General features: G+C 62.5%; 8 protein-coding genes and 1 pseudogene. 3 read left to right on the forward strand and 6 right to left on the reverse strand.

Translation table 11 applies throughout. The features are described from left to right. Positions 1-793 (reverse strand): hypothetical protein (locus RDN59_RS09300; RefSeq protein ID WP_308607593.1); only part of this gene is annotated, 793 nt, incomplete at its 3' end. Beyond that, a complete protein-coding gene (locus tag RDN59_RS09305; RefSeq protein WP_308607594.1) occupies positions 794-3,865 on the reverse strand; it encodes a DEAD/DEAH box helicase in 3,072 nt (1,023 codons plus the stop codon). A gap of 243 nt (positions 3,866-4,108) precedes the next feature. On the opposite strand from RDN59_RS09305, the gene putP reads away from it, so the two are divergent. The 3 genes from putP to RDN59_RS09320 all read left to right on the forward strand — a co-directional run bounded on the left by putP (position 4,109) and on the right by RDN59_RS09320 (position 6,868). Continuing rightward, positions 4,109-5,671 carry a sodium/proline symporter PutP gene (gene putP / locus RDN59_RS09310; RefSeq protein WP_308607595.1) on the forward strand — a complete coding sequence of 521 codons (1,563 nt, stop codon included), beginning with the start codon at positions 4,109-4,111 and terminating at the stop codon, positions 5,669-5,671. Positions 5,672-5,834: 163 nt separating this feature from the next. Then, positions 5,835-6,377 carry an HNH endonuclease family protein gene (locus RDN59_RS09315; RefSeq protein ID WP_308607596.1) on the forward strand — a complete coding sequence of 181 codons (543 nt, stop codon included), beginning with the start codon at positions 5,835-5,837 and terminating at the stop codon, positions 6,375-6,377. A 47-nt stretch (positions 6,378-6,424) separates the two neighbouring features. Continuing rightward, a complete protein-coding gene (locus tag RDN59_RS09320) occupies positions 6,425-6,868 on the forward strand; it encodes a DUF2269 domain-containing protein (protein WP_070443704.1) in 444 nt (147 codons plus the stop codon). A gap of 103 nt (positions 6,869-6,971) precedes the next feature. On the opposite strand, the gene RDN59_RS09325 is transcribed toward RDN59_RS09320, so the two are convergent. From RDN59_RS09325 to RDN59_RS09340, 4 genes and pseudogenes are all read right to left on the reverse strand, one after another. Then, a complete protein-coding gene (locus RDN59_RS09325; protein WP_308607597.1) occupies positions 6,972-8,966 on the reverse strand; it encodes a DEAD/DEAH box helicase in 1,995 nt (664 codons plus the stop codon). A gap of 78 nt (positions 8,967-9,044) precedes the next feature. After that, positions 9,045-10,595 carry an ATP-binding protein gene (locus tag RDN59_RS09330; protein WP_308607598.1) on the reverse strand — a complete coding sequence of 517 codons (1,551 nt, stop codon included), beginning with the start codon at positions 10,593-10,595 and terminating at the stop codon, positions 9,045-9,047. 58 nt (positions 10,596-10,653) lie between these two features. Then, a complete protein-coding gene (gene hutI / locus RDN59_RS09335) occupies positions 10,654-11,832 on the reverse strand; it encodes an imidazolonepropionase (RefSeq protein WP_308607599.1) in 1,179 nt (392 codons plus the stop codon). Between the two features lie 21 nt (positions 11,833-11,853). Beyond that, positions 11,854-12,273, reverse strand: a pseudogene (locus RDN59_RS09340) (urocanate hydratase); the annotation flags it as partial.

Raw genomic sequence — 12,273 nt, forward strand, 5'->3', positions numbered from 1 at the left:
CCGCCCGAAGCAAATCTATGTTCGTATGGCTCACGGAACGCATGGCCTTGCGCAGCAATTCCGGGTCGGAATCATCCACCGCAGGAGCAGTCTTCGGCTCCGGCAACGGCGGCAACTCGCGCCCCTCCCAGAACAAGGCATTGCGCTCCTCCTGAGAGAGGTCCGCGGCCCCGCTCGCGGAGTAGGAATCCTCCGAGGCCGCCTTGGCTTGTTCCATCACCGCCTGCTCTAAGCGCGCGACGTCGAGGCCGCGCAAAGCAAAGATAACGGCGGGGTCAGCATCCATGCGCGCGGCAAGGCGGTCTGCCACCGCCACGACGTGCTTGCACACGTACTCCGGGTCGGGGCAGGTGCAGGAGAAACGGAGGTCGTCGGGGTACTCGGCGATGAGGATGTCGAGGGAGGCGTCGGCAAGCATGCCTTCCTTGGCCTTCGCTACGGAATTGGGGGTACGTGCGAACATCTCCGACAGCCGCCCGATGTCCTCGTTATTGCGGTAGGGCACCTGGATGAGCACCGCGAAAGGCTCATTCTGGGAGCCCGCGACCTTTCCGTGCACTGCGCCATTGCGCACGTCAAGGCCCACGACATGGCCCTCCGTGGCGTACTGGCGCCCGCGGCGAATGCGGCCGGAATCCGTTTGCTGGTTGACAAAGTTGAGCAGGCGCGTGGCCGCCGGCTGCATGGTGCGCACGCGGTCGACCCGGTTGACTTCCTCCGGCGTGCTCACGCGCTTGCGGGTGCCAAAGTTGGCGTAGATGACGTTGTCGTCCTCAGGTCTCTTCGGTGCCATTTACTTCTCCTGTCCCCTATAGCTCATGAGATCCGCCAGCTGCTCGGGACTCAGTTCGGTGAGCCAGCCCTCGCCTTCGCCCACGACGGCACCGGCCAGCTGCGTCTTGCCGTCGAGGATGTCCTGGATGGATTCCTCCAAGGTACCGGCGGTAATCATCTTGTACACCTGCACGTTGCGCTGCTGGCCGATGCGGAAGGCGCGGTCCGTGGCTTGGTTTTCCACCGCCGGGTTCCACCAGCGGTCCATGTGCACGACGATCGACGCCGCCGTGAGGTTCAAGCCTGTACCGCCCGCTTTGAGCGAGAGCAGCATGACGGGCGCGCCATCCTCGGCTTGGAATTCTTCGACCATCTGGTCGCGCCGGTTCTTGCTCACCCCACCGTGCAAGAAGGGAATCTCGCAGCCCAGCTGCTCAGAGAGGTAAGGCTGGAGGACGTCACCGAAGGCCTTGTACTGGGTGAAGATCAGCACGCGCTCCGAGGATTCGATGGCCTGGTCGATGATCCGCATGAGCTCTTCCACCTTGCCGGAGCGGTGCTTGCCTTTGATGGTCACGGGGCTGCCATCGGCCAAGAAGTGCGCTGGGTGGTTGCAAATCTGCTTGATGCGGGTCAGCGATGCCAAGATGAGGCCGCGGCGCGAGATGCCCTCCTTCTTCTTTGCCAGGGCCTGCTCCACGTCATTGACGAGGGCCTTGTAGAGGGCGGCCTGCTCATCGGTCATGCGCACGGTGATGATCTGCTCGGATTTCTCTGGTAGGTCATCGATGATATTCGGATCCGTCTTGAGGCGGCGCAGGATGAACGGGCCGGTGAGCAAGCGCAGGCGCTCCGCCATGACATCGCTGCCCTCGCGCTCGATGGCCTTGGCAAAGTGGTTGCGGAAGAAGGAAGCAGAGCCCAGGATCCCGGGGTTGCAATAGTCCAGGATGGAGCGCATTTCCGACAGCCGGTTCTCAATCGGCGTACCGGTCAGCGCCACGCGGTGCCGCGAGGGGATGGCGCGCACGGCCTTGGAGGAGCGCGTGGAGGCGTTCTTGATCGCTTGGGCTTCATCGAGGACCACGCGATCCCACTCCACCTTGCTCAAGGTCAGGAAGTCACGGCTGACCGTGCCATAGGAAGTGATGACGATATCGGCGTTCTGCGCCGCCGTGACCAGCTCTTCGCCCTTCAGGCGCCCGGTGCCGTGTTGCACCATGACCTTAAAGTCGGGCACGAAGCGCGTGGCTTCCCTAGCCCAGTTGCCCACCACGGAGGTCGGGGCAACCACCAGGGTGGGTTTCCACGCCTCCGCTTCCCCCTCAGTCTCATGGGCGGCCTTTTCTACCGCCAGCAGGGACAACAGCTGTAGTGTCTTGCCCAAACCCATATCATCTGCCAGCACCGCGCCGATATTGTTGCGGGACATCCAATACAGCCAGTCGACGCCCCGGCGCTGGTACTCACGCAGCTCGGCATGGACCGTATCGGGGATCTCCACGCGGTCGGGCGCAGTACTATCTAGCCCGCCGAGCAACGACGTGTGCCACTCGGAGCCGGTGAAAGCGACGGGGTCCTCCGCCATGGATTTCAAGGCCATCTCGCGCAGGTCCGCAAGCGTTACCGCTTCTTCTTGCTCGCCCTCGTTGAATTCCTTGCGGCGGCGCTCCACCTCGGCCACGAGTTCTTCCCAGCCGGGTTGTTCCAGCTGGCGGGCCATCTCGGCGGTCGCGGCGAGCTGCTCGAGCTCCTTTAGGGCGCGCTTGCGGGCGGTATCGGCCAACTCGCGCATATACTGCGAGATCTTGTTCAGGGCCTGGGTATCCGCCATGACCCACTCGCCGCGCAGGCGAATCAGGCCGGACTTGGAAGAGATGAGCTCTTGCATTTCGGCGTCGGTCAGTTGTGTATCACCCACCGAGAGCTTCCAGTCATAGCTGAACAACTTCTCCATGCCGATGTGCGCCTTGGTGGCGGCATCAGCTGGATCGCGCACCTCCGTGGTTTCCAACTTGGCCTTGGTCTCCATGTGGGACCAGGACTTGGGCAGCAGCACGGTAAAGCCGGCTTTGCGCAGGGCGGCGGCGTCGTGGGTGACAAAATCCACGAGCTGTTCCGTGGTCAGGTAGACGTCCCAGTCACCCGAATTCCGGCTCGCCGGTGCGGAGTAGTACTTCAGCCGCGGAGCCACATCAAAAGCATGGCGGCGGGCTTCACGCAGCTTCTCGACGCTCCCCCGGTCCAACTGCTCCTGCCGCACCGGCAGGGGCGAGTCCGTACCGGAGCGCACCAGCAGGCGGATGGGCCACGCTGCATCCTCAACGGAGACAGTGTCATTTGGCGGCTCCTCCACGAGGAACACGAGCTGGAGGTCGACGGAAGTAATGGAATCCTTCCACTCGTTGAGTCCGCGCAGCAGCTGCGCGCGCCCCTTCTTCACGGGCGAAGTTCTCAACAGCGCCTGGGCGAAGTCATGCCACGGCGCGGCGCGCGGGGCGTCGATCTGCGGGCGCAGCTGGGTATAGGCAATCCAGTGCGTGAGCTCATCCGCCAAATCATCAGAGAGAGCCCGGTTATTAATGGAGAGGATGCCGGGCGCGGAGGCTAGCATTTCCGCCAGCCAGCTACGCTCCCCCAAGCCGGAAGCCAGCTGCCACATCGGGTACCACTCGCCGGCTTGGTAGGACAGGCGGATGGTCACGCGGCCGGCGCGTACAAAACGGTAAAGCCCGCGGTAGGCGCGGATGAGCCACAGGAGATCTGGCGCGATGGTCGCGCGCTGCTCCGGGGTGGCCGCTTGGCTATCGGTGTCGAGGTATTCCAGCTTGGCCAATGTTTCTACCGCTTCATCCGGGGCGAACATGGCCATGGGAACCATGAGGGAGACGTCCTTGCCCTTCGGTGTGCGCAGCGAGACTCGCGCTCGGTTGCGGAAGGTCTTCTTGCTCAGGATGCTATCGACCGTATCCGGAAAGGTTCCCTCCGGGACTGCTGAGGGCATGATGATCTTGTGCCCTTCGACCTGTTCGATCCATAGACTCAGGCCGGAGACGGGCAGCCAGAGGCCATGCAGCAGGTAAGAAGCCATAGGGGCCAGTTTAGCAGGATGCCTTTTGGGCGACGGGGTCGCAGAAAGTTCCCGAATCCTGCCTAAATAGACAATCGTTATAGTCTCGTTACATAACGACGTAACGCCAGTAAGACCGTACAATAAGCTGTGACCAAGGTAACCAAATACTGGTCAACCAGCCAATTTTCAGTTGGGTAGGAGCTTGTGCCTCGTTAGCGTGGTTAGGTCCTATTTTTTAATCTCAATCTCAAGGAGAGATCAGTGCAAGACTCCACTTGGTATGTCGTTGCGATGATCATCTACCTGCTTGCCATGGCCGCTATCGGCTTCTGGAGCTACAAGCAGACGGATGAGTACGACGACTACGTTCTCGCCGGCCGCGGCCTCCACCCGTTTGTCGCCGCCCTGTCCGCCGGCGCCTCCGATATGTCTGGCTGGCTGCTCATGGGCCTGCCGGGCGCTTTGTTCCTGACCGGTATGTCCGAGCTGTGGATGGCCATCGGCCTCCTCATCGGTGCTTGGGCCAACTGGAAGTGGGTCGCGCCGCGTCTGCGCTCCTACTCCGAAATTGCCGGCAACTCCATTACCGTGCCCTCCTTCTTTGAAAACCGCCTGCACGATAAGTCGCGCCTGCTGCGCATCATCGCGGCGGCCATCATTATCTTCTTCTTCACCTTCTACGTCTCCTCCGGCATGGTGGCCGGCGGCCGTTACTTCGAGTCCAGCTTCGGCGGCGACTACATGGTCGGCATGCTCGTCGTGGCAGCCGTGACGGTCTTCTACACCTTCGTCGGTGGCTTCCTGGCGGTGTCCTACACCGATACCGTTCAAGGCCTGCTGATGTTCGCCTCCCTCATCATCGTGCCGATCATGGTGCTCTTCTCCTTGGATAACCCGGGTGAGATCTTCAGCTTCGCCGCTGAGAACCCCTACGCCACCGGTGGCGTGATTGAGAACCCCAATTACTTCTCCCTGTTCTCCGGCGTCTCCGCTGCCGTCATCATCGGCAACCTGGCCTGGGGCCTGGGTTACTTTGGCCAGCCGCACATCATCGTGCGCTTCATGGCCCTGCGCAAGCCTTCCGATGCCCGCGCGGGCCGCTTCTACGGCGTGAGCTGGATGGGCATCTCCCTGATCGGAGCCATCTTTGTGGCGCTCTCCGGCACGGTCTTTTTCACTGAGACCAACCACTCCATTACTGACCAGGAGAACTACGAGACCATCTTCCTGGACATGGCTCAGGTCATGTTCCACCCGCTGTTTGCTGGTCTGGTTCTGACCGCTGTTCTCGCAGCCATCATGTCCACGATGTCCTCCCAGATGCTGGTTGTCTCCACCTCCCTCATCGAGGACCTCTACCTCATCTTCGCTAAGAAGAAGCCACGCCAGGAGGTTCTGATCAACCTCTCCCGTACCGCCGTCGTGGCCATCGCCATCGTCGCTGCTGTGCTGGCTATCAACCCGTCGGATTCGATCCTGGGTCTGGTCGGCTTCGCCTGGGCTGGCTTCGGCTCCGCCTTCGGCCCAATCGTCCTGCTGTCGCTGTACTGGAAGCGCCTCAACTCCACCGGCGCTATCGCCGGCATGCTCACCGGTGCGATCGTGGCCATCGGCTGGGGCATGAGCCCGCTGGGCGATACCCTCTACGAGCTGGTTCCGGGCTTCATCTCCGCTCTACTCGTGGCTGTCGGCGTTTCCCTGGCCACCAAGGCCCCGGATGAGAAGGTCACCCAGGAGTTCGAGGAGGCTACCCGCTTGGCCAAGCTCGTTGAGAAGAACGATGACTTGGACTTCGAGGAGGCCGCAGAGAAGGTTCAGAAGTAGCCTTCGCCCTATCCTCTTCTTCCCGAACCCCGCTCCCAGCACTGCACGACACTGCTGGGCGGCGGGGTTTCGCCTTGTGGCCGCCTCAGCTGGCCAGTCTGTGTACTCACAAACTTCCCGCCTCTGTGGGAACCCCACGTCCCGCCGCACAGTCTAAAACTGCATGAACCTGCGCGCGGCCTATATCGGTTTCCTCTCCATAGCCACGCTGGCCTACGGCGGCTACCACCTCATCCCCGGCCCCGACCTGGGTGTGACTACCGTGCCTGCGCGCGTGGAGGCCCCTGGCTACGACCGCGATGACTTCGGCGGCTGGACTCCCGGAACCCGCGATAATGTCAAAGCCGCGCAGACCATCGACGGCACTCTCTACGATCCTTATGCCCGCGCGCCCGCGCCGCAGCGCGTGGAAGTCGACCACGTCTTTCCGCTCTCCGCCGCTTGGGATCTCGGCGCGTCAGCCTGGCCGCGTGATAAGAAAATGGCCTTCGCCAATGATCCGCTCAACCTCGTCGCTACCGCCCGCAATTTGAACCAAGCCAAGTCCGATTCCTTGCCGGCGGACTGGCTCCCACCGACTGATCGTTGCGACTATTCGCAGCGCCTTGCCGCTGTGGCCCGCAAGTACCAACTACCGCTGCCTGCCCGCGATTATGCGGTCATGCGCCACCAGTGCCGATTCGATTTCATCTCACAGCACCGTTAGACTTTCGCTGGGAAAAGCCCCGTATAGAAAGGTAAAGCGCACTCCCCATGACTAGCTTGCTCATTTTCCTCCACGCCTTCGCCGCTATCTTGTTGGTCGGTACCGTATGTATCTCCACCTCCGCCTTCCCAGCACAGCTGGCAAAGGCTGGCGCTGGTGATGCTTCGGCCGCTGGTGCAGCCGGCATCCTCAACAAGATCACCTCGACCTATGGCTATATTTCCGCCATTGTTCCGGTCATCGGTCTGGCTGTCTTCCTTACTGACCTGGATGCCTACAAGTCCCAGGTCCAGTTCCACATTGCCCTTCTGCTCTCCGTCATCGCTTGGGTAATTCTGCTCGTCGTAGTTATCCCGAAGCAGAACAAGGCCATGGCTGCCATTGCTAGCCCGGGCAGCGCCGATGTGGCCAAACTGAAGAAGCAGCTGGCTATGTTCTCCGGCATCTTCAACCTGCTGTGGGTTGTGTGCGCCATCCTGATGTACGTCTAAACTTTCCGGTTTAGCCCTCAATAGCAAAACCTCCCAAGCCCTCAATGAGAGTTTGGGAGGTTTTCTCGTGCAGCGTTAAGGCCGCTGCGGTGCCTGGCGGAGACTAGTCGCGCCAGCCGCCGCGGCGCCCGCCACGGTCGCGGCCACGTCCACCGCGGTCACGGTCGCGGTATCCGCCGCGCTCACCGCGTCCACCACGGCCACGTCCACCGTAGCCGCCGCGTCCACGGTCATCATCGAAGTTCCGGCGCGGAGGGCGGCCGGTATCCTTCTGAATCTTGATCAGCTGACCGGAAATGCGGGTGTCCTTCAGACGGTCCAGCACTGCCGGGTCCAGGTTCTTCGGCAGGTCCACCAAGGTGTGGCCCACCGCGATGGTAATGCGGCCGAAGTCCTTAGAGGACAGGCCACCTTCATTGGCCAGCGCGCCCACGATCGCACCCGGGCGCACGTTCTGACGCTTGCCGACGTCCAGCCGGTACGTCTCAAAGTCCCCATCCGGGCGGCGCGGGCCGCGGTCACGGCCGCCGCGTTCACGACCACGGTCACGCCCGCGGCCGTCGCGCTCGAAGCGATCGCGCTCGCGACGGTCCTTCTTGGTCACCGGACGCTCCTTGAGCAGGAAGTCCGTCCCGCCCTGCAGCTGCACGGCCAGGGCGGCAGCGATATCATCCATCGCCACGTTCTCAGCCGCGGAGTACTCGCGCACCATGTCGCGGAAGAACTCGAACTGCTTGTCCTCCTGCGAAGCGCCGATGGAAGCGAAGAACTTCTCCTTGCGCTTGGCGTTGACCTCATCCGCGGTCGGAAGGTCCATCTCCTCCAAGCGGGCGTTGGTCACGCGCTCGATGGAGCGCAGCATACGACGCTCACGCGGGGTGACGAACAGGATGGCCTCACCAGTGCGGCCAGCACGGCCGGTACGGCCGATGCGGTGCACGTAGGACTCGGTGTCATTCGGGATGTCGTAGTTGACCACGTGGGTAATGCGGTCCACGTCGAGACCGCGCGCGGCAACGTCGGTCGCCACCAGGATGTCGAGGCGGCCATCCTTAAGCTGATCGACGGTGCGCTCACGCTGCTGCTGGGCAATATCACCATTGATGGCAGCAGCGTTGTAGCCAGCCTCCTTGAGGCTATCGGCCACGTCCTCGGTCGCGTGCTTGGTGCGGCAGAAGACGATGATGGCGTCGTAGTCAATGACCTCGAGGATGCGGGTGAAGGCATCCATCTTGTGGCGGTGCGGGGTCAGCAGGAAGCGCTGCGTGATGTTGTCGTTGGTGCGGCGCTCCGACTTCACCGTGATTTCGGCAGGGTTGTTGAGGTACTGCTTGGACAGGCGGCGAATCGAGTTCGGCATGGTGGCCGAGAAGAGTGCGACCTGCTTGTCTTCCGGGGTGTCCTCAAGAATGCGCTCAACGTCTTCCTGGAAGCCCATGTTGAGCATCTCGTCCGCCTCATCGAGGACGAGGAAGCGCAACTGGGAGATGTCCAGGGAACCCTTCTCCAGGTGGTCGATGACACGACCCGGGGTGCCCACGATGATCTGGGCGCCACGGCGCAGACCGGACAGCTGGATGCCATAAGCCTGGCCACCGTAAATCGGCAGGACCTCGATGCGGCCCAAGTGGTCCGCGAAGGACTGGAAAGAGTCCGCTACCTGGAGGGCCAGCTCGCGAGTGGGCGCGAGGACCAAAGCCTGCGGGTAGCGGGCCTCGGTATCGATCTGGGAGAGAACCGGCAGCGCGAAGGCCGCGGTCTTACCCGTACCCGTCTGGGCCAAGCCGACAACGTCGCGGCCCTCCATGAGGATCGGGATGGTTTCTTCCTGAATCGGGGATGGCTTGGTAAAGCCCACCTTGGACACGGCTTCCTGAACGTCATCGGGAAGGCCGAGGTGTGCAAAACCCTGGGAGTTGTCGTTGGCTGAAGTTTCTTCAGCGCCGGTGTCCTCAGGGTTATTCGCAGCCCCGGTGTCCTGGTTCGACACCTGCGAAGCGTCCAATGCTTCGCCACCTTGCGAGTTTTCCTGAGATTCCGACTTATTGAATTCTTCCGGCTCGTTGACGCCGCCGGTGGCGTTATCGGTAATGCTCATTGCTCACACCAGAGTACGGTACCAACATCCAATTAGCTATTTCGCCCCGAAGAATTACCCGAGCTTTTCCACTACGGGCTACTCCTTCGCAGCGTAACGCGTGGCGCGGTCACCGTGTTTGCCGCGCATGATGACGTGCCCAGACTCGATAAGCTTGCCCAGCGCGTAACGCACCTGGCCGCGGGTGAGCTGCGTACTGTTTACGATGTCCACGAGCGAGAGCTCGCCCTTCCGGCGCAACGCAGCAAGCACAAGTGCGGGGTTTCCGCCAAGCTTGGCGACGAGCCCGTCTTCCACCACACTGCCCTCACTGCCTATGCTCGCAGGCTCCGGAGCAGACAGAGAGGAAGCGTTAGCGCCGTGCGGTGCCGCGTCATGTTCGTCATCGCCTCGCCCCGCCCTCCAGAGGATCACGGTGAAGCGCACACCAGTGTCGATGAGGGTGGGCGGACGCAATCCAGCTTTCCGAAGCGATTCAAAAACCACCCGCATTCCTCCGCCCTGGCCCTCAATGACACGCTCGCCGTCCTCAAGCCGCAGCTTCGTGCTCAATGTGTATAGGCGCGGGTTCACAGCGACGGGTGACAGCATCTTTCCCCTGAGCTCTTCCACGGAGATGCCCCGCAATCCACCGGGGCTGGTCACAATCAGTGCTTGGCGGGTCAGCCGGACAGTGACAAATTTGCCGGCGCCTAAGCTTTCTGGGCCAAGGTCGCGGTGGACCACGGCATTAGCAATGACTTCACGAACAGCCTCCAGCGGTAGTTCTGGAACCTCGCGCAGGTGGCCATCTGTGCCATAGACCAAGTCAGTGTCGATATTCCTGTGCACCCACGCCACGGCTCCATCCACCAGATCCGGCACAGGGCCGTAGAATTCCTCCAGATTCCGGGTACGCGGTCCTTCTTCCCCCGCTGGGTATTGCACGGCCGCAGAAATATGCAGGTCGGGAAAGAATCCCTGCGGAAAGCGCCCCAGAGCGTACAAACCTGCCACACTCAGCTGCCCTTGGGAATCAACCACGCGGAATAGCTCCAGCAGCTCGGCATCGCTCGCACCCCGCAAACGAGGGGTGGCGCTGCGCAGCTCCGCCACCGCCTCCTTAAGCACCAAAGCATCACAGACTTCTAGGTTTGACCCGGGAACCGGTGCTGAGTCATAGGCAATGGCCTCGCGAGCGTGCAGCTTATCCACCTCGACCATGCGAAGGTCATTGGCGCTCATGACGTAGTCACCATCCGCCATTCGCAGGTAAGGCCGACCCCGATAGAGTGCCGGCCGCTGGTGCGGCAGCACGCCTTCGACGTGTCCAAGCACGACAGCTCGCCCTTCGACGTACAGGGTCTGAGTCTCAACGAAGGGCGCGGGTTCCACTAGGGTGCGTGCCTGATCCGCCAGCGCGCTTTCGATGGCGCCGGGATCGTCCACGCCGTGCACCGCAAAGTCGGGTTCCGCCACTCCGATAATGACGGTGCCACCGCGCGGCATGTTGGCGAAGGCACACAGAGTAGCCCCGAGGGACTGCGGCATTCCTCCGCGTCCCGACTTTACCTCCACGGTCGTAGTATCCGACTGCAAAAGGCGACAGTGCTCGAGGTAATCCTCGAGCTCATCAACCGTCCACATCATGCCTGCAGAATACCGCAGACTACAAATTCTTGCACTCTAGAGTGCAAGACTTTACGTTCTAGACTTCACGGCCACCCACGAAGGTCTTCCAGGTCATCGGCATGCCCGGGCGGTAAGCCAGGTGGATAGCGCTCGGGGTATCAAGCACGTGCAGGTCAGCAGCAGCACCGACCACCAGCGAGCCCTTGGCCGGGCGGCCTTGCGCATCCTTGCCCTCGCCTACATTCTGGCGGCGCAGCGCGGTGGCACCACCCAGCGTGCCGGCGGCAATCGCCTCATCGAGCGTGAGGTGCTGCTGAAGCACAGCCGTGGTCACGCAGAAGTTCATCGAGGAGGTATACGAGGTGCCGGGGTTGAGGTTGGAGGCGATGGCGACGGTCGCGCCGGCATCAATAAGCTTGCGCCCCGGTGCCAGCGGCTCCCGCGTGGACAGATCACAAGCCGGCAACAACGTGGCCACCGTATCGGAAGACGCCAGCGCCTCAACATCGGCATCGCTGAGGTAATTGACGTGGTCCACGGAGGCAGCACCCAACTCCACGGCGAGTGCTACGCCTGGGCCCTCCCCGAGCTGGTTGCCGTGCACGCGCACGCCCAACCCGCGGGCCTTGCCTGCCTCCAGCACGCGGCGCGACTGCTCCTCGTTGAAGGCGCCACGCTCACAGAAGACGTCGATCCACTGCACGTGCTCGGCCACCCCATCGAGCATGGGGCCGACCACTTCATCGAGGTAGGTCTCGGCCTCTGCTCCCGGCGGCACGAGGTGCGCACCGAGGAAGGTGACGTCATCGATGTGGCGGGCGGCCACCTTAGCGGCCTCCACCTCGGATTCAGTATTAAGGCCGTAACCGGTCTTCGTCTCCAAAGTCGTCGTTCCGCCGCGGCGGGCGGCAGCGATGCGCTCCACCAGAAGCTTTTCCAGGCGCCCCTCCCCCGCCGAGCGGGTGGCATCCATAGTCACGGCGATGCCACCGGCCTGGTAGGACTCGCCCGCCATGCGGGCCTCGAACTCAGCGGAGCGGTCGCCGTCGAAGATCATGTGGGTATGGGAATCCACCCAGCCCGGCAGAACTGCGCGCCCGCCAAGATCAACCTTCTCATCCGCGGCCGGGGCCTCGGAGGCAGAGCCGATCCAGGCGATGGTGCCGTCGGTGTTGGCGATGAGGGAGGCGTCGGCAAGCGTGCCTGCCTCCGACACCGTGCGCAGCTCTGAGATTCCAGTAAACAGGGTGGACATGATCTTCTTTTCCTCTCGTGTCTAGTCGCGGGCCTTGAATTCCATCGGGATACGCACGCCGCGTTCGTCGGCGACTTCCTTGGCGCGAGTGTAACCGGAATCCACGTGGCGGATAACGCCCATGCCCGGGTCGTTGGTCAGCACCGCGCGCAGCTTGGCGGCCGCCAGCTCGGTTCCGTCCGCAACGGTGACCTGGCCGGCGTGGATGGAGCGGCCCATACCCACGCCGCCGCCGTGGTGGATGGATACCCACGTGGCACCGGAGGAAACAGCGGTCATGGCGTTGAGCAGCGGCCAGTCGGCCACGGCATCGGTGCCATCGAGCATGGCCTCGGTCTCGCGGTACGGGGAAGCCACGGAACCGGAGTCCAGGTGGTCGCGGCCGATGACGATCGGGGCCTTGATCTTGCCTTCCTTGACCAGGTCGTTGAAGAGCAGGCC

Origin of the sequence: uncultured Corynebacterium sp., assembly GCF_902489365.1 — a bacterium.
In the GTDB taxonomy this organism is placed as follows: Bacteria; Actinomycetota; Actinomycetes; order Mycobacteriales; family Mycobacteriaceae; genus Corynebacterium.

Excerpts from the sequence above, each read along its gene's own strand:
- RDN59_RS09320 (WP_070443704.1), top strand. The coding sequence starts at position 6,425 with ATGACTAGCTTGCTCATTTTCCTCCACGCCTTCGCCGCTATCTTGTTG.
- RDN59_RS09315 (WP_308607596.1), top strand. The coding sequence starts at position 5,835 with ATGAACCTGCGCGCGGCCTATATCGGTTTCCTCTCCATAGCCACGCTG.
- RDN59_RS09305 (WP_308607594.1), bottom strand. The coding sequence starts at position 3,865 with ATGGCTTCTTACCTGCTGCATGGCCTCTGGCTGCCCGTCTCCGGCCTG.
- hutI (WP_308607599.1), bottom strand. The coding sequence starts at position 11,832 with ATGTCCACCCTGTTTACTGGAATCTCAGAGCTGCGCACGGTGTCGGAG.
- RDN59_RS09325 (WP_308607597.1), bottom strand. The coding sequence starts at position 8,966 with ATGAGCATTACCGATAACGCCACCGGCGGCGTCAACGAGCCGGAAGAA.
- RDN59_RS09330 (WP_308607598.1), bottom strand. The coding sequence starts at position 10,595 with ATGATGTGGACGGTTGATGAGCTCGAGGATTACCTCGAGCACTGTCGC.